General features: G+C 70.9%; 16 protein-coding genes. 6 read left to right on the forward strand and 10 right to left on the reverse strand.

Going from position 1 to position 21,514, the window contains the following annotated elements; all coding sequences use genetic code 11:
• Positions 1–100: 100 nt before the first annotated feature.
• On the reverse strand, positions 101–2,653 hold the full coding sequence (gene clpB, locus ACWIE7_RS05630) for an ATP-dependent chaperone ClpB (protein WP_454068768.1): 2,553 nt from the start codon (positions 2,651–2,653) through the stop codon (positions 101–103).
• Positions 2,654–2,875: 222 nt separating this feature from the next.
• Here clpB and ACWIE7_RS05635 point away from each other — a divergent pair, with 222 nt between their 5' ends.
• On the forward strand, positions 2,876–3,706 hold the full coding sequence (locus tag ACWIE7_RS05635; RefSeq protein WP_454068769.1) for a hypothetical protein: 831 nt from the start codon (positions 2,876–2,878) through the stop codon (positions 3,704–3,706).
• 207 nt (positions 3,707–3,913) lie between these two features.
• Positions 3,914–5,098 (forward strand): polysaccharide deacetylase family protein, encoded by a 1,185-nt coding sequence (locus ACWIE7_RS05640; RefSeq protein WP_454068770.1) that lies wholly within the window; start codon positions 3,914–3,916, stop codon positions 5,096–5,098.
• A 30-nt stretch (positions 5,099–5,128) separates the two neighbouring features.
• Here ACWIE7_RS05640 and ACWIE7_RS05645 read toward each other — a convergent pair whose 3' ends face one another.
• On the reverse strand, positions 5,129–5,779 hold the full coding sequence (locus tag ACWIE7_RS05645; RefSeq protein WP_454068771.1) for a hypothetical protein: 651 nt from the start codon (positions 5,777–5,779) through the stop codon (positions 5,129–5,131).
• A 300-nt stretch (positions 5,780–6,079) separates the two neighbouring features.
• On the opposite strand from ACWIE7_RS05645, the gene ACWIE7_RS05650 reads away from it, so the two are divergent.
• Entirely contained in the window at positions 6,080–6,871 is a 792-nt protein-coding gene (locus tag ACWIE7_RS05650) for an ROK family protein (RefSeq protein ID WP_452099919.1), read from the forward strand.
• A gap of 37 nt (positions 6,872–6,908) precedes the next feature.
• On the opposite strand, the gene ACWIE7_RS05655 is transcribed toward ACWIE7_RS05650, so the two are convergent.
• Positions 6,909–10,316: a DEAD/DEAH box helicase gene (locus ACWIE7_RS05655; RefSeq protein WP_454068772.1), complete on the reverse strand. Its 3,408-nt coding sequence runs from the start codon at positions 10,314–10,316 to the stop codon at positions 6,909–6,911.
• Between the two features lie 209 nt (positions 10,317–10,525).
• Here ACWIE7_RS05655 and ACWIE7_RS05660 point away from each other — a divergent pair, with 209 nt between their 5' ends.
• Positions 10,526–11,797 carry a hypothetical protein gene (locus tag ACWIE7_RS05660; RefSeq protein WP_454068773.1) on the forward strand — a complete coding sequence of 424 codons (1,272 nt, stop codon included), beginning with the start codon at positions 10,526–10,528 and terminating at the stop codon, positions 11,795–11,797.
• A gap of 4 nt (positions 11,798–11,801) precedes the next feature.
• On the opposite strand, the gene ACWIE7_RS05665 is transcribed toward ACWIE7_RS05660, so the two are convergent.
• Positions 11,802–12,866 carry a DUF368 domain-containing protein gene (locus tag ACWIE7_RS05665; protein ID WP_454058474.1) on the reverse strand — a complete coding sequence of 355 codons (1,065 nt, stop codon included), beginning with the start codon at positions 12,864–12,866 and terminating at the stop codon, positions 11,802–11,804.
• Positions 12,867–13,020: 154 nt separating this feature from the next.
• Here ACWIE7_RS05665 and ACWIE7_RS05670 point away from each other — a divergent pair, with 154 nt between their 5' ends.
• The gene (locus ACWIE7_RS05670) at positions 13,021–13,698 is read left to right on the forward strand and encodes a hypothetical protein (RefSeq protein WP_454058475.1); all 678 of its coding nucleotides are present in this window, start codon (positions 13,021–13,023) and stop codon (positions 13,696–13,698) included.
• A gap of 94 nt (positions 13,699–13,792) precedes the next feature.
• Positions 13,793–15,136 carry an FAD-binding oxidoreductase gene (locus tag ACWIE7_RS05675; RefSeq protein WP_454068774.1) on the forward strand — a complete coding sequence of 448 codons (1,344 nt, stop codon included), beginning with the start codon at positions 13,793–13,795 and terminating at the stop codon, positions 15,134–15,136.
• A gap of 40 nt (positions 15,137–15,176) precedes the next feature.
• Here ACWIE7_RS05675 and ACWIE7_RS05680 read toward each other — a convergent pair whose 3' ends face one another.
• From ACWIE7_RS05680 to dnaK, 6 genes are all read right to left on the reverse strand, one after another.
• Positions 15,177–16,202: a hypothetical protein gene (locus tag ACWIE7_RS05680; RefSeq protein ID WP_454068775.1), complete on the reverse strand. Its 1,026-nt coding sequence runs from the start codon at positions 16,200–16,202 to the stop codon at positions 15,177–15,179.
• A complete protein-coding gene (locus ACWIE7_RS05685) occupies positions 16,199–17,056 on the reverse strand; it encodes a carbon-nitrogen hydrolase family protein (RefSeq protein ID WP_452099926.1) in 858 nt (285 codons plus the stop codon). Before ACWIE7_RS05685 ends, ACWIE7_RS05680 begins: the two co-directional genes overlap by 4 nt.
• Before the next feature lie 150 nt (positions 17,057–17,206).
• Complete coding sequence (locus ACWIE7_RS05690) at positions 17,207–17,632, reverse strand: heat shock protein transcriptional repressor HspR (RefSeq protein ID WP_344993139.1); 426 nt, start codon at positions 17,630–17,632, stop codon at positions 17,207–17,209.
• Positions 17,629–18,810: a molecular chaperone DnaJ gene (gene dnaJ, locus ACWIE7_RS05695; RefSeq protein ID WP_454058478.1), complete on the reverse strand. Its 1,182-nt coding sequence runs from the start codon at positions 18,808–18,810 to the stop codon at positions 17,629–17,631. Before dnaJ ends, ACWIE7_RS05690 begins: the two co-directional genes overlap by 4 nt.
• A 109-nt stretch (positions 18,811–18,919) precedes the next feature.
• Complete coding sequence (gene grpE / locus ACWIE7_RS05700; protein WP_452099928.1) at positions 18,920–19,498, reverse strand: nucleotide exchange factor GrpE; 579 nt, start codon at positions 19,496–19,498, stop codon at positions 18,920–18,922.
• On the reverse strand, positions 19,495–21,348 hold the full coding sequence (gene dnaK / locus ACWIE7_RS05705) for a molecular chaperone DnaK (protein ID WP_454068776.1): 1,854 nt from the start codon (positions 21,346–21,348) through the stop codon (positions 19,495–19,497). Before dnaK ends, grpE begins: the two co-directional genes overlap by 4 nt.
• Between the last annotated feature and the right edge of the window lie 166 nt (positions 21,349–21,514).

The following is a 21,514-nucleotide window of genomic DNA, read 5'->3' on the forward strand; positions in this document are numbered from 1 at the left end:
ACGCACGAGGGGCCCGACCACCATCCCCGGTGGCCGGGCCCCTCGATTCCCACGTGCGGTCAGCCCACGGCCGCTGCGCCTCAGGCGAGGCTGCTTCGCGTCAGGCGAGGCTGAGCGAATCCCCGTCCTCGGCGAGCGAGACGGTGACGGTGTCGCCGTCGCGGATCTCGCCGCCCAGCAGCGCCCGGGCGAGCTTGTCGCCGATGGCCTGCTGGACCAGCCTGCGCAAGGGACGGGCGCCGTAGGCGGGGTCGTAACCGCGCCGGGCGAGCCAGCCCTTGGCCGCGTCGCCGACCTCGAGGGTCAGCCGCCGCGCCTTGAGGCGTGCCGCGAGCTCGTCGATCTGGATGTCGACGATCGACTCGAGCTGCTCCTCGCTGAGCGGGTCGAAGATCACCACGTCGTCGAGCCGGTTGATGAACTCCGGCTTGAAGGCGCGCTTGACCGCGTCCATCATCTGCTCCCGCGTGCCACCCGCGCCCAGGTTGGAGGTGAGCACGAGGATCGTGTTGCGGAAGTCGACCGTGCGGCCCTGCCCGTCAGTGAGGCGGCCGTCGTCGAGCACCTGCAGCAGGATGTCGAAGACGTCCGGGTGTGCCTTCTCGACCTCGTCGAGCAGGACGATCGTGTACGGCCTGCGCCGCACCGCCTCGGTGAGCTGCCCGCCGGCCTCGTAGCCGACGTAGCCCGGAGGGGCCCCGACCAGCCTCGAGACCGAGTGCTTCTCGGAGTACTCGCTCATGTCGATCCGGACCATGGCCCGCTCGTCGTCGAACAGGAACTGCGCGAGCGCCTTGGCGAGCTCCGTCTTACCCACGCCCGTCGGGCCCAGGAAGAGGAACGAGCCGGTCGGCCGATTGGGGTCGGCGACCCCGGCGCGCGCCCGTCGGACGGCGTCGGAGACGGCCTGGACGGCCTCGCCCTGGCCCACGACCCGCTTGCCGAGCTCGTCCTCCATGCGCAGGAGCTTCTCGGTCTCGCCCTCGAGCATCTTGCCCACGGGGATGCCGGTCCACGTGGAGACGACCTCCGCCACGTCCTCGGGGCCGACCTCCTCCTTGAGCATCGCGCCCGATGCGGCTTCGGATTCCTCCGCGTCGGCGAGCTGCTTCTCCAGCTCCGGCAGCCGCCCGTAGCGGATCTCGGCCACCCGGGCGAAGTCGCCGTCACGCTCGGCCTTCTCGGACTCGGTACGCAGCGCGTCGAGCTCCTCCTTGACCTTCTGCACGCCCTCGATGGCGTTCTTCTCGTTCTGCCACCGCGCGGTGAGCTCGGCGAGCTTCTCCTTGGAGTCGGCCAACTCGCCCTGCAGCGCGACGAGCCGGTCCTTGGAGGCTGCGTCGGTCTCCTTCTGCAGCGCCATCTCCTCGATCTCGAGTCGCCGCACGATCCGCTCGACGGCATCGATCTCCTCCGGGCGGGAGTCGATCTCCATCTTCAGACGGCTGGCTGCCTCGTCGACGAGGTCGATCGCCTTGTCCGGCAGGAACCGGGACGTGATGTACCGGTCCGAGAGCGTCGCCGCGGACACCAGCGCGGAGTCGGTGATGCGCACACCGTGGTGCACCTCGTACCGCTCCTTGAGCCCGCGCAGGATGCCGACGGTGTCCTCGACACTCGGCTCCCCGACGAAGACCTGCTGGAACCGGCGCTCGAGGGCCGCGTCCTTCTCGATGTACTTGCGGTACTCGTCGAGCGTGGTGGCGCCGACCAGCCGCAGCTCGCCACGGGCCAGCATCGGCTTGATCATGTTTCCCGCGTCCATCGAGCCCTCGCCGGTCGCGCCGGCGCCGACGATGGTGTGGATCTCGTCGATGAAGGTGATGATCTGACCCTCGGAAGCCGTGATCTCGTCGAGGACGGCCTTGAGCCGCTCCTCGAACTCGCCGCGGTACTTGGCGCCGGCGACCATCGATCCCAGGTCGAGCGAGAGCAGCGTCTTGCCCTTGAGCGACTCGGGGACGTCCCCGGCCACGATGCGCCGGGCCAGCCCCTCCACGATCGCGGTCTTGCCGACGCCGGGCTCACCGATGAGCACGGGGTTGTTCTTGGTCCGCCGCGAGAGCACCTGCACGACCCGGCGGATCTCCGAGTCACGCCCGATGACCGGGTCGATCTTGCCCTCGCGCGCACGGGCGGTGAGATCGGTCGAGTACTTCTCGAGTGCCTGGTACTGGTCCTCGGGGTTCTCGGTGGTCACGCGGGTGTTGCCCCGGACCGAGGTGAACGCGGCCTTGAGCGCGTCAGCGGTGGCGCCGAGCTCACTCAGGATCCTGGCCGCGTCGCCACCCGTGTGCCCGGCGGCGATGCCGACGAGGACATGCTCGGTGGAGACGTAGGCATCCCCCATCTCTGCCGCGAGCTCCTGCGAGGTACTGATGACGGCGAGCGCGTCGCGGTTGAAGTTGGGTGCGGCCATCCCCGAGCCGGAGGCCTTGGGGTAGCCGGCCACGAGCTCTTTGGCCTGGGTCAGTGCCAGCTGCGGGTCGATGCCGCAGGCCTGCAGCAGGGGGCCGGCGATGCCGTCCTGCTGTTCGAGGAGCGCCACGAGCAGGTGGCCCGGACGAACGTCCGGGTTCCCCGCCGCGGAGGCGGATTGGACTGCGGCCGACAGAGCCGCCTGGGTCTTGGTCGTGGGGTTGAACTGGCTCATGCGACCGGTCCTTTCTTCGACGTATGGTTGAGCGTACTGGAATCAATCCCGGCGCGTTGCCGCTCCGGACAGTCTGTACAACCCACTTCGCCTTGAGTCTATTCCGCTCAAGGTGGGCCGATGATGCGTGAACTCCGCCACGACTGGGTAAGTTTTCATTTCAGGTGCCTCCCCTCCCCTCCCCGGCACCCGCCCCTGCCGCGCCGCGACTCCGGTCCGCCGATGACCTACTGGCGCCCGCATCCGGCGATCACCGCCGTCGTCTACCTCCTCGCGATCACCGTTCCGATCGCCATCGTCCTGGCGGTGATCGGCTCGTCCCCGACGCTGCTGGAGAAGGTGCCCGAGGAGCACCGCGGGACCGTCGCCGCGTTCGGCGACGGCGCCGCCCGCCTGTCCGGTTCGGACGGGGGGATCTTCGGGTTCGACGACGCAGGCGCCTCGAACTCCACCGTCCAGGGCCTGCCCCTGCCCCGCCACGGGGACTGGTCTCCACGGCGCCCCGGGGACTATTCGTCCCCGGCCGGCCTGGCCTCCGGAATCGACTACTCGGTCGAGATCACCGAGGACGGCCACATCACGCACTGGCCGTGCGAGCACGAGATCCCCGTCCGCGCGTTCAACGCACCTCCGGGCAGCGAAGGGGACTTGATCTGGGCGATCGAGACACTGGCCTTCGCCAGCGGCCTGCCCCTGCGGTACGCGGGCCCGGGAACGGACGGCGAGCGGGACGCCGAGGGCGCCATCTCCGTCTTCCACGGGGACCATCCGATGTTCAGCGACCCCGAGATCGCGGGCGTCGGAGGGGTTGCGGCCTGGCCGCACGGATTGGTACTGCAGGGCGCGGTCACGCTTCGGCCCGGTCAGGTCACCCCGTACCCCGGCGACCCGTGGAGCCGCAGGCTGACCCTGCACGAACTCATGCACGCCCTGGGCGTGGGTCACGCAGGCGACCATCGTCACGAGATCATGACCACCAGACGACTCGACGACTTCAGAACAGCCCTCGGGCCCGGTGACCAGTTCGCCCTCCACATGGTCGGCTGCCGCTGATCGCCACCGCCACCGTCGCCGCCCCCCGAAATAAGGAATCGCTCGCCGTGGCGGCGGGAATGTCAGAGCCGTCGACTATGGTCATCGCGACGGCGATACACAAGAGAACGGCGCCGCGTGTACAACGGATGGGATGAGATGTCTGAGGCGGGCTTCAACCGGGCTGAGCAGCAGAATTATCCTCATTCCCCCTCCCTCCGGCGCCCGATGAGTCGTCCCCTATGGAGCCGCCTACTGGGCCCCGCTGCAGTCGTCGCGGTGGTCGTCGTCGGCCTCATCGCGGCCCTGGTGGGCCGGCGCCGGACCGCCACGACCAGCCAGCTCTCATCATTCCCGTCGGCCGCCAGCGTCCGAGCCGAAGTCGAGGACCCGGCCGCGGCCGCGGCCGGGGTCAACGAGCATCTTTTCGACGACGAGCTGCCCGTCTCCGGCAGCACGGACACCCCCGGCCCGGCCGGACCGTGCGACCATTCCCCGCCCGGATCCCACAAGGCGTCCGCCGAGCGCGTCGTCGTCGCCGGGCAGTCGCGTACCGGGCGTCGTCGTCCGGCCACGCGCGTCGCCCTGGCCGCGAGTCTGCTGACGCTGTGCACGGTCGGCTCGGTGATGGTGTCCGGTATCGCGCCCAGCACGTTCACCATCGCGTCGGCGGCCAGCTCCGACATCCCACTGCCGCCGGAGATCGCCGCGATCGTCGAGGAGCCCCGGCCGGACTGCACCGTCCTCAAGTGCGCGGTCCTGACGTTCGACGACGGCCCGGACCGCCACACGACCCCCGCACTGCTGGACGTCCTCGAATCCCGCGGAGTTCCGGCCAACTTCTTCGTGCTGGGCACGCTCATCGCGGGTAACGAGGACATCGTCCTCCGCATGCAGCGGCTGGGGATGGGCGTGGAGAACCACACCTGGGATCATCCCGACCTGACCATGCTCTCCCCCGCCGGCGTGACCGACCAACTGGCCCGGACCAACCAGGAGTTGTCCCGGGTGCTCGGGTACACACCCCGCTACATGCGGCCCCCGTACGGTGCGTGGACGCCCGGCTACACCCCGACCCACGGGATGCGTCCAGTGCTGTGGGAAGTCGATCCGCAGGATTGGTTGTACCGTAACTCGGCGACCGTCGTGCAGCACGTGGAAGGTCAGGTCGCCCCCGGTGACGTGATCCTGCTGCACGACATCCACCGGTCCTCGGTCGACGCTGTCCCGGGGATCATCGATTCGTTGCACGGCCGCGGGTACACCTTCGTCACCCTTGACGACCTGTTCGAGGCACGGCTCAACTGTCCCGTCGAGTTCTACTGCGCACCTCCGGCGCCCGGCCCGGGAATGGCGGCCCCGCTTCCCGCGCCGCTGGCCGCCACCCCGTCACCGGTCCTGCCCGCCAACTAGTAGCAGCGGTGGCGGTAGCGGGCAGGGCGCCTACCTGGTCAGCCGCCCCTCGACCATGTACTCGCCGGTGGGCGGCTGGTACTCGGCACTGATCCCCGTATCGGATCCCCGGGTGATGAGCCAGGTGCCGGTGGGGTCACAGGTGCCGGAGTAGATCTCTTCCCGGTAGACGCGGGCCCCGCCCTGGTCTCCCATCGGGATAAGAGCGCCCCGACATCCCGAGTTCGGGTAGCTCACGCCGGACCCGGCGGAGGAGAAGCTCATCCGCACGTCGACCGCGTAGTCAGACTGGCCCGGCCCGCGCTGGACCAGTTGGCCACCGTAGTTGCCGGCCGCCGGGGCGATCATGTTCTCCCCTGGCTGCGGCGATGTGGTCGGCTGCCCGGGTTCGGCAGACTCACCTGGTGCGGCCGGCTCACCGGGCGCGGCCGGTTCGCCCGGCGCGGCCGGTTCGCCCGGCGCGGTCGGCTCACCCGGCGCGCGGGTCGCGACGGGGTCGCCGGCAGTGGCGGCGCCGTCCTGTTCCGCCCCGTCACGCTCGTCATCGGTCGGCGCGGTGGTCTCGGCGGCCGCCGGCTGTTCCGCTGCGACCGGAGTGCCGTCCTCGGAGTCACGATCGACCACCAGGAACACCACGAGCGCGATCAGGGCGCCCGCCAATACGCCGACGAGCAGGAGCATCGGTCCCTTCGACGGCCCACGTCCGCGAGGTTCGTCACGGCCACCGGCCATAGCGGCCGAAATCGGTTCACCGCGCCTGTCACCCATGCACGCCTCCTCGACGAGTACTCGAGCACGGCGCCCTGGATCCGACAGGCCCGCACCCCTGGAACCTCGATCATCGCACTCCTCGCGACCCTTCGCCCCGTATCCGCATTCGCGTCCGGGCGCGTCCGGGACTATGGACGCCCCCGATCCATCTACTCCCACGCCCGCGCCGAATTGAGAGGACAATGGTGCGCAGCAAACGGAGGTGTGCAGATGAGAGACGGCGTCGTCGTGGACATGGGCGGCAGCGGAACGCGGATCGGTGCGGTCGTGGACGGCCACGTCGTACGGGTGCACAGTGCCCATGTCGCCACCGCGGAGGATCTCGCGGCGGCCGTCCTCGCCGTGGACCCCGCCCCCGCCGGCGTGGGCGTCTCCCTCAGCGGCAGTGTCGACGCGGACCGGGGCCGGGTCCTGGCCTCGCGGGCAGCGGCCTGGGCCGAGGGCGACCTACGCACGGAACTCGTCGCCCGGATAGAGGCCCCGGTCTCGGTGATCGGAGATGGGGACGCCCACGCCCTGGCCATGACCCGCCTGCCGAAAGTCCGCCACGGCGGCATCGCGATCTCCCTCGGCGCATCCCTGGCATTCGGCGCCCTCAACAGCCACGGCGCGCTCATCCATCCCTGCGGTGTCACCGGGTGGGACATGGGGCACTGGCGGATCGTGGACGACCACACCAACACCGAGGCGTGGTGGGCACTCGGCGGCCACGGCCTCTACGACCTCGAGCGCGAGCACGGCGACGACGCGGCGGAGCTCTACGCGTACCGACTTGCCTCGTTCCTCGTGGACACCGTGCAGATGTTCCGGCCACAGACGGTGCTGCTCACCGGCGGGATCGTGGTGGGCCTGGGCGAGGCGCTGCACGGCCCCGTCGCCGAGCAGCTCAACACCCTGCCGATCTCCGTGCCGACGCCCCGGGTCGTGTACTCGCCCTCCCGCGACACCGCCCTGTTCGGGGCGGCGGTGGCGGCGGGGCTCGCATTGCCGGAGATGCGCTAGGACCGGCGCGAGCGGTCACCGCCGGCCCGCAGCGTCGCTATTCGAGCAGCCCCCGCAGGTCGTCGGCGGTCAGGGCGGCGGAGAAGTGCTCGCCACTGTCCAGTACGGAGGCGAAGAGTTCGGCCTTGCGCTGCTGGAGTTCCACCACGCGCTCCTCGATGGTGTCGCGGGCGACCATCCGGTAGACCAGCACCGGGCGGGTCTGGCCGATGCGGTGAGCCCGGTCCACGGCCTGCGCCTCGGTCGCCGGGTTCCACCACGGGTCCAGCAGGAACACGTAGTCGGCGCCCACGAGGTTCAAACCCACTCCGCCGGCCTTGAGGCTCAGGCAGAACACCTGCGCCCCGCCTTCGGTGAACTGCCCCACGGCCCCGGCGCGGTCGGTGGTCTTGCCATCGAGGTGCGCCACCGTGATCCCCTCGGCCCGCAGCCGGTCCACGACGGTGTCGAGGTAGGTGGTGAACTGACTGAACACCAGCGCACGATGCCCCTCGGCCACCACCTCACGCAGCGAGGCCACCAGCTCGTCCGTTTTGGCGGACGGGATGTGCGCGTGGTCCGGATCGATCAGCGACGCGTCCAGGCAGAGCCGCCTCAGCACGGTGAGGCCGGCGAGTATCGAGATGCGGTTGGCGTCGAAGTCGTCCAGCAACGCCAACAGTGAGGCCCGCTGCCGGGCGAGCTCGCGGTCGTAGATCCGGCGGTGCGCGGCCGAGAGGTCGACCTCCATCACCGCATCGGAGCGCGGTGGCAGCTCCCCGGCCACCAACTCCTTCCGACGGCGGAGCAGGAACGGCCGCAGTCTGCGGCGCAGGCGCTGCAGCGCCTCGGCGTCGCCGTTCTTCTCGATGGGGGTGCGGTAGAGCGCCCGGAACTCCTTGGCATCGGGCAGCACGCCCCGGCAGGACAGTGCTGCCACCGCCCAGAGCTCGGCGAGGTTGTTCTCCATGGGCGTTCCGGTGACCGCCAGCAGGAAGTCCGCCCGCAGCCCGGCGAGCGCGGCGAAAAGCTTTGACGACGGGTTCTTGGCCTGCTGCGCCTCGTCGAGGAACACTCCCGCCCACGGCACGTCCGCGTACGACTCGGCGTCCAGGCGCAGGACGGTCGCGGAGGTCACCACGATGTCTGCCGTGGCCGCGTCATCGGCGACCGTGGTGGCGGACTTGGCCTCCGTCGCCGACCGGCGGGCGACCCGTAAGGAGGGGACGAACTTGCGCGCCTCCGCCTCCCAGTTCGGGACGACCGAGGACGGTGCCACCACGAGGAACGGCCCCGGGGACGCCTCCGTGGTCGAGCCCACGCCCTCCGAATGTGCATAGGACTCGTGGGCGTGGGCGATGAGCGCCAACGACTGGATGGTCTTTCCCAGGCCCATGTCATCGGCGAGGATCCCGCCGATCCGGTGCCGCCACAGCATGGCCAGCCAATCGAGCCCCTGCTGCTGATACGGCCTCAGCTCGGCCTCCAGCATCACGGGCACCGGGACGGGATCGGGCGTGTCGGAGGCCAGCTCGAGCAGTGCCTTGGCACGGCCCGTGGGCGGGGCCAGGTCGTCGGCCAGTTCGGCCAGGTCCGCAAGCAGTCCCGCCTGTCCCAGGCCGATCCGCATCCCGGTGCCGTCGGGGGTCCGTCCGGCCTTGTCGGCAGAGGCCGCGATCGCCTCCTCCAGCAGTACCCGCAGCTCCCCGAACCGCTCCAGATCCACCGTCACCAGCACGCCGTCGGCCGTGACGAATTCCTCTTGCCCCCGGACCACCGCCTCGAAGACCGCGGCGAACGGCACCGGCCGCCCCTCCACACTCACCGCCACCGACAGGCCCAGCCAGTCGATCCCCGAGGTGTCCTCCTCGGTCTCCACCGAGACCCGCAGCCCTTCGGCGGCCCGTCGGATCTCGGGCACCTCGTCCGAGACGGTCACGCTGATGTCCTCCAGCGCGTTGAGCTCGCCCACGCCCTCAACGAGCAACGCGCCGGCGTCCGCTCCGCCAACCCGGAACCCACCGACGTCGACCAGCCATTCCCACCCGGCCTCCGCGACCGCGTTCATCAACTCGATCGCGCGCGGGTCCGCCTCGTGCGGCCCGGTGAGCCCCAGGTCCGCCTCGGTCAACGGACTGCTCCGCCGCGTGTGCGTCCCGTCGGACATTCGCAGCACCATGACGTGGTACCACTGCGCCACCAGGTCCAGACCGGAGTCGATCCGCCGCCGACCCGGCCCGGAATCGCGGACTGTGGAGGGGCGGATGGTCAGCTCCAACTCCACATGGTCGAACTCGGGCAGCTCAAGCCGCCCCACGCGGTCGATCACCGGGAAGCGCTCGACCAGCTCGGGCAGGAACTCCGCACAGAACTCGGCGACCGCCTCGTCGGGGATGCTCAGTGAGCGCCACCTGCGCAGCCGCTCGGCCACCCCGGGCTCCAGCCGCCCCACCGGGCAGAGCTCCAACACCCGGCCGCTGATCACCGCGACCATGTCCCCGCGCTCACCCACGAGAGCGCCGGGCAGGGGGCGTCCGAACTCGTCGTCGTCACGGTCATCGAGGTCGCCGTGGTCGTCGTCGTGGTCGTCGTCACCTCCATCCGGGCCGCCGGCACCGTCCCGCGGTACCTCTGCCGCGGCGACCACGACCAGCTCCGACCCGTCCGGACTCCAGGTGGTCAATCCCACGCGGCGCGGCGGGCCGGGCCGGACGTCGAGCAACCCGTCACCGGGCACGATCTCCACGTCCGCCTCCGCCGCCGTGGCGAACAGGGGCCAGAGCGCGGGCACCTCGGCGTCGCACAGATCGAGCCACACACGCGCCTGACGATGACTGCGCGCGAGGGCGTCGACGGCCCGGAACCACCCGGACTGCGCGTGCGACATCCCGCCGTCCCAGCCGTAGCGCAGCCGATCCCACTCCACACCCGCCGACTTCCAGCGGCCGCCCTTACCCGGCACCACGATCCGCGCCTTGAGCCGGTTGCCCAGCCCTGGCTGGATGCCACCCGAGCCGTGCTCGAGCTCGGAATCGTCCGCCACCAGCGACAACTGGAGTCCGATCACCGGAGCCTCGACAACGTGCGCGCGGTGCATCTCGAGCGACTTCACGGACTCCTCCGCCAGCCTGCGCCACTCCGGGATGGCCGCGTGGTGGCGCCTCTGCTCGCCCACGAACAGCAAGAGCGCCGCGGCGTGCTTGCAGTTCAGCGCGACCGGACACGAGCAGATCGAGCGGGTGGGCCGGGCCGAACCGTCCGGGTCCGGCGCCGTGAGGTGGACGGCCGTGGAGTACCACCGGGAGCCGCTGCCCCGGACCTCGGCGGTGAACCGACGGTCGTCCGAGTGGTAGGTGACGCGCCGGAGCCTGCCCGCGTTCGCGTAACCGCGAGCGCGCCCCAGCGCGGCCGAGCCCACGAAGGACTCGATCTCGGACTCGGGGACCCACACGTCGGACTGGAGCACGCCGCCAGGCTAGAGGACGACGACGACAACGCGGCCCGCCGCTCGGCCCGGGGGCCCGTGCCTGTGGAGACGGACAAGGCTGTGGATGGCCGGGGGCTGCGGCCTGTCGGACTGCGGCGCTACTGTGTCGACACCCGATCGATCGTGGTCCACCATGCTCGACGCACATCCGGGACCCGCCGGTCTCACCAGGCTCGCCAGGAGGCTCCATGACCACCCACGGGGGAGAGCCGGTACCGCTCGCCGCCGCCCTCGACGCGCTGCGCATGGCCGGAATGGGGTCCCCCCGCGCCGAATCGCCCCACGACGAACCGCCCCGCGCCGACGGTGCCGATTCCGCCGCGGGGCCCGCGCGGGTCGCCGCGCACTGGCCGGACGGACCCGGTCGGGTCCTCGAGCGCACCGACGCCCTCGTGCTGTCGGAGGTCGCATGGGATCGGGACGTCGTGTTCGACGCTGTCCGCGAGGTCGCCGCGCTGGCGCACCTCGAGTACACACGGATCCGCCTGATCGAGGACCCGGCCGAGTTCCCCGTGGACCCGGAGGCGTTCGCCGAATTGTGCCGCGACGAGCGCTCGGAGAACCCCCTGCGCATGGGGTGGGTGCGCCACCTCGGGATCCTGGCCGACCGGCGGCTCGTGCGCCGGCTGCGCGAGTGGTCGGCGACGCACAGCCGCACCGCGGACCCGGTCTCGGGCGGAAGCGACGGCCTCGGTCACGTCGTGCGCGCCTATGCCGAGGCCGGGCGCTGGGTGGAGACCGACGGGGTGTTCGAGGGGATCCTCCTGTCGCCGGTCACCGACCTCGTGGAGGCCTATGTCGGGTTCATGATCGACCAGGGCGCGGCCGGATGGGACCACGACTGGCATCCCCGGGACGGGGTGATCGAGGAGTTCGGGACGGACCTGGAGATCGGCCGGCTCCTCACCGACGCGTTCTGTGCGGGGCTCGGCTATCTCGCTTTGGTGGACGGCGAGATCGCGATCGCTCGACGACCGGTCCTGCGTCTACTCGGGGCACCGGGGGTAGACGGGCGGCCGCGGTTTCACCACGAATCCGGGCCCGCCATCGAGTTCGCCGGCGGCGCCGGGCTGCACTTCCTCACGGGCGTCCTCTTCCCGGGCTGGACGCACCGGGCGATCGTCGACGGCGCGCTCACGATGCGGTACGTCCGCGACATGGAATGGCCGGACGTGAGAATCGCCGCGTACTCGTCCATGCCGCCGGCTGCGCTCCTCGACGGTCTCGAACCCGAACTCGTCGACATGGGCGCCGAGGGCACACTGCTGTACCGGATCGACGCCATGCCCGATCATGACCGACCGGTCTGGTACACGGTGACGACCGACCCGGCCACGAACCGTGAGCGCGGCGAGTTCGTCCCACCCGAGGTGGGAACGCAGAAGTCTGCGGACGCCGCCCGGGCCGCAGCCCTGGGCGTCTCCGTCGAGGACTACCTACGCATGATTCGCGAGGGCTGAACGGTCAGGCCTGCGCGCCCGGGGCGTCGTGCGCCCCGGCCGCCCGGCGGGACAGCACGTGCTCGGCGACGATCACCAGAGCCACGAGGATCGCGCCGCCGATCGCGGCCGCCACCACGACAAGCCAGTCGTCGCCGGGGCCGAACACGGCGCCCACCTCGTCGTCACGCCACGGCCACAGGGCGCGCAGCGAGCCGATCATCAGACCCACCATGACGATCAGCGTGGGTTTGCGGAAGTCCTCCATCAGTCGATCGAGGACCTTGACGAACAGCGCGATCCCCACGAACGCGCCGGCGATGAACACCGCGATGTACGGGATGTTCCGGTCGCTGACGGCGTTCATCGTGGGCACGTACAGACCCAGCGCCATCAGCAGGAACGAGCCGGACATCCCCGGAAGCACGAGCGCACAGATCGCCACCGCTGCCGCGACGAACACCAGCAGGTGGGACGGATCGCTGATATCGCCGCGGGGCAGGCTTGTCAGCGAGAAGGCCAGCACGGCGCCCACCACGAGCAGGAGTGCGAGCACCCACGTACGCCCACCCGGGGTCTGGCGGGCCATGCTCAACGGCACGAAGATACTCGCGGCCACCATGCCGAAGAACAGGCCGCTGGAGATCTCCGGCTGGTTCTCGACGAAGTCTCCCAGCACGCCGGCCATGGTGAAGACCATGGCGAGCATGCCCAGCGCGAGAAGCCCGAGCAGCCACCAGTCGGCGTGCCGGAACGCGGCCCTGGTCCGGGCAGCCCGGCCCTTGCCGAGGATCGCCGAGCGCATGCCGTCGACGATGTGCGCGCCGGTGTCGAGCAGACGCGGGTACACGCCCACGACCAGCGCGACCGTGCCACCCGAGATACCCGGGACCAGCTCGGCCATACCGATCAGTGCGCCTCTCAGCACATTGCCGACCGCCTCGACCGGGCCGGGCCGACCGGGGACGGGGCTGGCGGGATCGAGATCGGAGTCCGCAACGGGGTCGTGGTGCACCGACTCGGCGGGCACCGTGCCGGCGGGCGTGGCCTCGACGGGCTCGGAGTCGGGACGGGAAGGCTCGACAGACATCCCTCCACCTTCCCCGAAGAACCACCCGGGCGGCTAACCACCACCCGCTTCGCCGCAGGAAGTGTGACCAACCCGTCATCGCCGAGGCGACTAGAATCGATCTGCAGATCCGCGCCCTCCTCGCGCGCGGGCCGGCGGGAAAGGAGCGTGCGCGATGCCGATGCACTATCCCCCGCTCGCCGACGGCACCTATCGCTACGGCGACGAGCCCCGTCCGCTGCCCTCCCCCGAGCCCGGCCCCGACCCCCTGTCGCCGAACTCGCCGCCGCCGACCGCTCCCGGCCTCCCCGGCGACGCATCACCGCCCGTGGCGCCCGCCGGATCATCCCGCCCGCGCGGAACCGTCGCCGCTGTCGCGATCGTGGGCGGGCTCGCGCTCGTCGTCGTCGCCGTCGTCGGCATGGCACTGTTCGGCCCCGGCGCCGACCGCAGCGGCCCCACCGACACCATCCGTGGTCCGTTCCCGGGCTCCGGCCCCGCGCAGGCGCCGATCCCCGGCCCGGGCGAGTTCACCGTCGACGGCACGTTCACCGTCGTGTCCACGCCCGCCGACCCCGTCTCCGGCGACCGCGCCGGCTGCGACATGCCCGACTCCCTCTCCGACATCGGCGAGGGCACGCCCCTCACCCTCGTCGAGGACCACACCGGCCGCGAGATCGATGCCCGCCTGGCCTACGACGGCGGCGACCTGTCCTCCTGCATGTTCACCTTCCAGTTCCCCGACGTCACGCCGGACGGCACGCTGTACCTGATCGAACTCCCCGGCCGCGGCCAGCTGGTCTACACCGAGGACGAACTGCGCGCGGGTGTCGACATCTCGTTGGGCCGGTGAGTCCGCCGCCGCGGCTAAGCTGAAGACCACGCCCGACGACGACAGCCACGGCCAACGGGAGTACCAGACGACGACGTGACGGGAGGCGCATCAGGTGGGCAGTGAGAAGCGCGGACCGGAGGACGCGAGCGACGTGTGGTCCACGGACGGCGCGGGCCGTGTGGACGACGATTACCGCCTCCCCGACGTCGAGGAGGTCGTCGACGACATCGACCTGGAGCCCTACCTCGATCGGCGCCACGACCCGCTGGCCGGGCCGCTCGACGAGCCCGCCGCAGTCGATGTCTCCGCGCCCCCGCTGCTGGTGCTGCGCGACCTGCTGAACGACGAGCGCTTCCCCGAGATCTTCCACCGCGCGCTACGGCACGCCGACCCCGACTTCCGTGAGTTGTTCCCGCGCGACGCCGGGCCGGTGCTGCGCGAGTTCGTTCGGGCGATGTCGTGGGCGCTGGTCACCACCGAAGAGGCGCGGGGCGACCGCACGAAGGTCGAGGAGGTCGTCGATTTCGCCCGGCACCTGGGCGCCGACCACCGCAAGCTCGAACTCGCTCCCCGGCACCATCAGCGTTTCGGAGAGGCGCTCACCGACACGCTGCGGCATCTCGCCGGGAAGGACTGGGACGACAGACTGCAGACGACGCTGGGCACCGCGTACCGGGTGCTGTCGTCTGCACTTCAGCAGGGAGCCGGGCAGGAGGACGGGCCCGCACGCGTCGGCGCGACCGTCGTGGAGGTGATGCGTCCCACCCGGGACGTCGCGGTGGTACGGCTGATCAGCGACACCATGATCGACTACCACCCAGGCCAGTACCTGAGTGTGCTCACGCCGTACTCGCCGGGCGTGTGGCGGCGGCTGAGCCCGTCCATCCCGTCGAACCCGGCCGGGCAGATCGAGTTCCACGTCCGCGATGTGCCGGGCGGCGAACTCAGCGGCTCGCTGGTGCGTGGCGTGGGCGTCGGCGACCGATGGGTGCTGGCCCGGCCGCTCGGCATGCTCGAGGTGGACCGCACCGAGCCGTTCCGCGACGTGTTGATGATCGCCGGCGGCACCGGGATCGCGCCGCTGCGCTGCCTCGTGCTGGACATGCTGCGCCACGGCCAGAACCCACGCGTGCACCTGTTCTACGGCGCCCGGTTCCCCGGCGACCTGTACGACCTGCCGACCCTGGTCGACCTCGCGGCCACGTCCCCGTGGCTGACCATCCAGCCGGTGTCGGAGGAGGACGAGGACCCGTGGTGGGCCGGCCCCGCCGAGGAACTCCCCCGGACACTGCACCGGCGCCAGACCGGGACGCTCGTCGACGCGGTCACCCGCTGGGGCTCGTGGGCGGACCGCCAGGTGATCATCGCCGGCTCGCCCGACATGCTGCGAGCGACCGTCCGCGGCATGGTGGCCGCCGGCACCCCGCGCGAGAACATCGACTTCGACCGCCCCTGAGGCGCCGCCTCGACGGCCCCTGCCTCAGACGTCGGAGGTCTCAGACGCCGGCGTTGCCGTCAGCTCCGCGGTTCGCGACCGCATCGTCGCCGCTGTCCTCGCCCTCGCCCTCGTCCGGATCGGCGGCCGCGCCGTTCTGCGACCGGCTCGTGGTGGACTTCGAGGTGCCCGACGTGGTGGTGCGCGTCGTCGAGCTCGTGGACGAGCTCTTGGTGGAGGAACTCGTCGTGGGGCTGGTCGTGGAGGAGCTCGTCGTGCGACTGGTCGTCACGCCGCAGGGCTGGAACACGCGACGGAACTGGTCCGGCACACCCAGCTGTTCGAGCTGCTCACGGCATACATCGGAGGCCGGGGCCGCCAGGAATTCCCAGTGGTCCTCGCGCCAGGTGTACAGCTCGCTCTCGCCGCCGTCGCGCGTGACCAGCAGGAATTGCGGATCGCACTCGCGCACCCTGGTTCCCTCGCCGAGCTCGTCCGCCACGAAACCCGCCGTGCACCGCTGTGCGGCGGTCGGCGGCCCTGTCGTGGTGGGCGTGGTCGTGGTCGGGGAGCTGCGCGTGGTGGAGGTGACCGTCGACCTGGTGGGCGTCGTGGTGGGCGTGGCGGTCTGGTCGTCGCTGTTGCTGCGCGAGGCCAGCCACATCACGGTGCCGGCGACCAGCACCACCGCGAGCAGCGCCGCGACGATCATCCACGGCGTCGGGTTCCGGCCACCGTCGTCGTCCCGGCCATCACCGCCCGAGCCGGGCCCCCCAGGCGGGACGTCACCGGGCGGCGGGCCGTCGCCGGCCGGGATCTCGCCCGTGTGAGCCGGTCCGCCGGCCGCGATGCCGGCCGTGGGAGCCGGCCCGTCAGATTCGTCGTCGTACTGCGACCACGCCACCGACCCTGGGCCCGACTCGACCGGCGGCAGCGCGTTGGTCGGCGGGTCGGCCGGTGGGAACTGCTGCGTGGGCGGGTCACCGCCCTCGTTCGCGGCGGGCGGGAACTGCTCGGTGGGCGGATCTGCGGGGCCGTCGCCGTTGCGTGAATCATCGCCGTCGCGCGGATCACGCGGTCCGGTCACCGCCCCACCTCCGCGGCCGGCTCTTCGGTGACCCGCCCGTTCGCGAGCACGGGGACCGCCTTCCGGATGCGGCTGACCTCGTCGTCGTCGATCTCCACCACCAGCAGCCCCGAGCCCTGCGCCGCGATCTCCTCACGCACAGTCCCGTCCGGCCCCACGAGCAGCGAGTGACCGATGCCGGTCGGCGCGCCGTTCTTCACCTCGACGCCCTCCACCTCGGGATCCGCCTGGTCCACGGCGAGCAGGAACGTGGTGGCGTCCAGCGCGCGGGCGCCGGCCAGCAACCGCCACTGGTCGACCTTGCCGGGCCCCGACCCCCACGACGCGCTGCACAGCGTCAGGCGCGCGCCGTCGGCAGCGAGGCGCCGGTACTGGCCGGGGAAGCGGATGTCGTAGCAGACGCTCAGCCCGATCCCCACGCCGTCGATGGTCACCACGCGCGTGGTGTCACCGGGCTCGACCGTGTCGGATTCGGCGAACCCGAACGCGTCGAACAGGTGGATCTTGTCGTAGCCGAGGTGGAGGTCCTCGCCGGCGCCGCCCGCGCCGTCCCCGGCCGGCCCGGTGACCAGGAGGGTGTTACGTACCCTGCCGCCCTCGCCGGGGGTGAACATGCCGACGACGACGACGACGCCGTACTCCCGCGCGACCTCGGCCACCGCGGTCGCCCACGGGCCGTCGACGGGTTCGGCGATCTCGTCCAGCCGGCCGGCGCCGAATGCGCGCATGGTGGCCTCGGGGAACACCACGAGGCGTGCCCCCCGGCCGGCGGCCTCGGCCACCCGCTCGCGGACCTTGCGCAGATTGTCCTGCGGGTCGCGTCCGGACAGGATCTGGGCGGCGGCGATGCGCACTGCGGGCCTCCTCGTCGGCTGCGGTCGAACTGCGGTCGACCCCGGGGCCGGGCGGGCGCCTGACCGGGATCGGACTGCGCTCGACGTTACCCGTCCGCGAGGGCCCGGACCCGTCGGCCGACTGTGCGCCTGACCACGCGCGCCCCGGCCTCAGTCCTCGTCGTCACGCTGGTGGCGGGGCCGCCAGACCACCACGGAGGTGGAACGCGGCACGTGCACCAACTCGCCGGAGCGGCCGGGTCGTCCCTGCCTCCGCTGCAGGTCGGCGAGCTCGTCGATCAGGTCGGCCACACGGCTGCGCAGCGCGTCGACCTGATTGGTCAACTCGATGATCCGCTTGATGCCGGCGAGGTTCACGCCCTCCTCCTGGCTGAGCCGCTGCACCTCGCGCAGCATGGCCACGTCGCGCAGCGAGTAGCGGCGGCCGCCGCCCCGGGTGCGTTCGGGGGTGACGATCCCGAGCCTGTCGTAGGTGCGCAGCGTCTGGGCGTGCAGCCCCGACAGCTCCGCGGCCATGGAGATCACGAGCACGCTGTCGTCGGGACCGAGGTCCTCGACGTCCAGCCGGGGGCTCATGCCGACCCGGCCCAGCCCGACCGCGGATCGAAGCCTGCCGCGCGGAGCGCCTCGTCGTATGCGGCGAGTTCGGCTTCGGCCATCCCGGCGGGGGGCGTGGCCACCCGGAGCGTGACCTTGAGGTCGCCGGTTCCGGACTTGCGTGCGATGCCCCGGCCCCGCACCCGCAGGATCTGGCCGTCCCGCGATCCGGCGGGGACCTTGACGGTCACCCGGCCGGTCAGGGTCGGGACGGACACCTGTGCACCCTGCACGAGCTCGGGATAGGACACGGGCAGGTCGACCAGCAGGTCCGCGCCGTCGCGCTGGAAAACCGCGTCCTTCTGTACCGTCACCGTGACGTACAGGTCGCCGGAGGGCGCACCCCGGAAGCCGGCCTCGCCCTGTCCGGAGAGCCGGATGCGCTGGCCGTCGGAGACCCCCGCCGGCACCTTGACGTTGATCGTGCGGGTGCGGTCGGTGACGCCACTGCCTCCGCAGTCGGTGCACGGGTCGTCGATCTTGGACCCGGTACCGCCGCAGTCGGTGCAGGGCTCGGCGAAGCCGAACGCACCCTGGTTGCGCTGGGTGACGCCGGCGCCGTGGCAGGTGCCGCACACCTTGGGGCTGGTGCCGGGCTTGGCGCCGCTGCCGTGACAGGTCAGGCAGGGCGACGCCGAGGAGAGCTTGATCTGGACGGTCTCACCGAGCGCGGCCTCGCGGAACGAGAGCGTCAGCGCGGTCTCCACGTCCTGACCTCCGCGCGGGCGCTGCGCCCGGGACCGACCGGTTCCGCCGCCGCCGGCGCGTCCCTGGTTGAACAACCCGCCGAACAGGTCGGAGAAGCCTCCGGCCCCGCCGGCCGGTCCGCCGCCGCCGAACAGGTCGCCGAGATCGAAATCGCTGGTGGTGGTGTAACCGCCGCCGCCTCCGGGCGCGCCGAAGCCGCCGAACCCGCCCGAGGAGACCTGGGCGCGGAACTCGTCGTACTCCTTGCGCTTGGCCGGATCACCGATGACGTCGTTCGCCTCGCTGATCCGCTTGAACTTCTCCTCGGCCGCGGTGTTGCCCGGGTTGGAGTCCGGGTGGTTCTCGCGGGCGAGCTTGCGGTACGCCTTACGGATCTCGTCCTGCGTGGCGGTCTTGGAGACGCCCAGCTCGGCGTAGTAGTCCTTCTCGACCCATTCGCGCTGGCTCACCAGACGCCTCCTTTCTGTCCTGCTTTGTAGTTAGTTTCTCAGGTCTGCCGGGGTGTGCAGGTGCGGTCCGCCTGATGCGGGCCGCACCTGCACGTGCCGGTCGCCTCTGTCAGCGGACGATGACCATCGCCGCGCGCAGGGTGCGCTCGCCCATGCGGTAGCCCTTGCGCAGGACGGTGCCGAGCACGGGCTCGCCGCCGTCGGACTCGTCCTGCACGGCCTCGTGCAGGTTCGGGTCGAAGGGGTCGCCCTCCTCGCCGAACTGCTCGACGCCCTGGCCCGCCAGGAGCGCGACCATCTTGTCGGCGAAGGCCTTGAGCGGCCCGTCGGCCAGGTCGCCGTGATCGCGGGCGCGGTCGAGATCGTCCACCACGGGGAGCAGCTCGGAGAGCAGCCCCGCGCGGGCGGCCTCGATGCCGGCCGTGCGCTCGCGGTCCATGCGGCGGCGGTAGTTGGCGAACTCCGCCGACACCCGCTGTAGGTCGGCGGTGCGCTCGTCGAGCTGCGCCTGCAGCCCTGTCGACGCCTCGTCGACGATCTCGCCCTCGAGCGCACCGTCCCCGCCGGCCGCGGCGGCCTCAGCCGCCGCGGCCTCGTCGGCCACCTCGGCCGCGTCGACGGTCTCGGCGTCGGCACCGGCCCATGCGGCCTTGTCGGTCTCCGGTCCGTCAGCGTGGGGCGAGGTCACTTGGAATCGCTCCCGGTCTCGTCCTCGTCGACGACCTCGGCGTCCACCACGTCGTCGTCATCGGACCCCGCGGATGCGCCCTCCCCGGCCTCGGCACCCTCGGCCGCGGAGGCCTCGTAGATCGCCTGGCCGACGGCCTGCGCCTCGGTGTTGACCTTCTCGACCGCGGCCTTGATCGCGTCGACGTCCGAGCCCTCGAGAGCGGTCTTGGCCTCGGCGATCGCCGACTCGAGCGTGGACTTCTTGTCGGCCGGGATCTTGTCCTCGTTCTCCGAGACGAACTTCTCCGTCTGGTAGATCGTGGACTCGGCCTGGTTGCGGGCGTCCGCCTCCTCGCGACGCTTGGCGTCCTCGGCGGCGTGATCCTCCGCATCCTTGATCATCTGGTCGATCTCCTCCTTGGACAGACCGGAGCCGTCCTGGATGACGATCGTGTTCTCCTTGCCGGTGCCCTTGTCCTTGGCGGTGACGTGGACGATGCCGTTGGCGTCGATGTCGAAGGTCACCTCGACCTGGGGCACGCCACGCGGAGCCGGGGCGATGCCGGCGAGCTCGAAGGAGCCGAGCAGCTTGTTCTGCGCGGCCATCTCACGCTCGCCCTGGAACACCTGGATCTGCACCGACGGCTGGTTGTCGTCCGCCGTGGTGAAGGTCTCCGAGCGCTTGGTCGGGATGGTGGTGTTGCGCTCGATGAGCTTGGTCATGACGCCGCCCTTGGTCTCGATACCCAGCGACAGCGGGGTCACATCGAGCAGCAGGACGTCCTTGACCTCGCCACGGAGCACGCCGGCCTGCAGCGCGGCACCCACGGCGACGACCTCGTCCGGGTTGACGCCCTTATTGGGCTCCTTGCCCCCGGTGAGCTCCTTGACCAGGTCGGTCACGGCGGGCATACGGGTCGAGCCACCGACCAGGACCACGTGGTCGATCGAGGACACCGAGATGCCGGCGTCCTTGATCACGGCCTGGAACGGCTGACGGCAGCGGTCGAGCAGGTCCTGGGTGATCTTCTGGAACTCGGCGCGGGTGAGCGTCTCGTCCAGGAAGAGCGGGTTCTTGTCCGCGTCGACCGTGATGTACGGCAGGTTGATCGAGGTGGACTGCCCGGAGGACAGCTCGATCTTGGCCTTCTCCGCGGCCTCCCGCAGACGCTGCAGGGCCATCTTGTCCTTGGTCAGGTCGATGCCGTTCTGCGCCTTGAACTTCTCGACGAGCCAGTCCACGATCCGCTGGTCCCAGTCGTCGCCACCGAGGTGGTTGTCGCCCGAGGTCGCGCGGACCTCCACGACGCCGTCGCCGATGTCGAGCAGCGAGACGTCGAACGTGCCGCCACCGAGGTCGAAGACCAGGATGGTCTGCTCCTGCTCGCCCTTGTCCAGCCCGTAGGCCAGGGCCGCGGCGGTGGGCTCGTTGACGATGCGCAGGACGTTGAGCCCGGCGATCTGGCCGGCGTCCTTGGTGGCCTGACGCTGGGCGTCGTTGAAGTAGGCCGGAACGGTGATCACGGCATCCGTGACGTCCTCACCCAGGTAGGACTCGGCGTCCCTCTTGAGCTTCTGCAGCGTACGGGCGCTGATCTCCTGCGGGGTGTAGGTCTTGTCGTCGATCGAATCCGACTTCCAGTCGGTGCCGATGTGCCGCTTGACCGAGCGGATGGTGCGGTCGACGTTGGTGACCGCCTGGTTCTTGGCCGGCTGGCCGACGAGGACCTCGCCGTTCTTGGCGAAGGCGACCACCGACGGGGTCGTGCGCGACCCCTCGGCGTTGGCGATGACCTGGGCCTCGCCGCCCTCCAGGACCGCGACCGCCGAGTTGGTGGTGCCGAGGTCGATACCGACTGCACGTCCCATGGTGAACTCCTTACTGTTCCCGCGAATGATGACTGCTGTTCAGCGACCCCGACTCAAGTCCGGGGCCCGTCCCTCCACAGTGTGGTGTCCACACTGCCCGCCGTTCGGTGGCGAGTCAACCCGAGTTGAGCCTGGGCCGCTGAGGTTTGACGCTCCGTATAACTAA

It is taken from the genome of Dietzia sp. NPDC055343 (assembly GCF_053645265.1).

Bases quoted from the DNA above. Each gene is read 5' to 3' on its own strand.
- ACWIE7_RS05635 (WP_454068769.1), top strand. From the start codon at position 2,876: ATGACCTACTGGCGCCCGCATCCGGCGATCACCGCCGTCGTCTACCTC.
- dnaK (WP_454068776.1), bottom strand. From the start codon at position 21,348: ATGGGACGTGCAGTCGGTATCGACCTCGGCACCACCAACTCGGCGGTC.
- ACWIE7_RS05650 (WP_452099919.1), top strand. From the start codon at position 6,080: ATGAGAGACGGCGTCGTCGTGGACATGGGCGGCAGCGGAACGCGGATC.
- ACWIE7_RS05660 (WP_454068773.1), top strand. From the start codon at position 10,526: ATGACCACCCACGGGGGAGAGCCGGTACCGCTCGCCGCCGCCCTCGAC.
- ACWIE7_RS05670 (WP_454058475.1), top strand. From the start codon at position 13,021: ATGCCGATGCACTATCCCCCGCTCGCCGACGGCACCTATCGCTACGGC.
- clpB (WP_454068768.1), bottom strand. From the start codon at position 2,653: ATGAGCCAGTTCAACCCCACGACCAAGACCCAGGCGGCTCTGTCGGCC.
- ACWIE7_RS05665 (WP_454058474.1), bottom strand. From the start codon at position 12,866: ATGTCTGTCGAGCCTTCCCGTCCCGACTCCGAGCCCGTCGAGGCCACG.
- ACWIE7_RS05640 (WP_454068770.1), top strand. From the start codon at position 3,914: ATGAGTCGTCCCCTATGGAGCCGCCTACTGGGCCCCGCTGCAGTCGTC.
- ACWIE7_RS05690 (WP_344993139.1), bottom strand. From the start codon at position 17,632: ATGAGCCCCCGGCTGGACGTCGAGGACCTCGGTCCCGACGACAGCGTG.
- ACWIE7_RS05645 (WP_454068771.1), bottom strand. From the start codon at position 5,779: ATGCTCCTGCTCGTCGGCGTATTGGCGGGCGCCCTGATCGCGCTCGTG.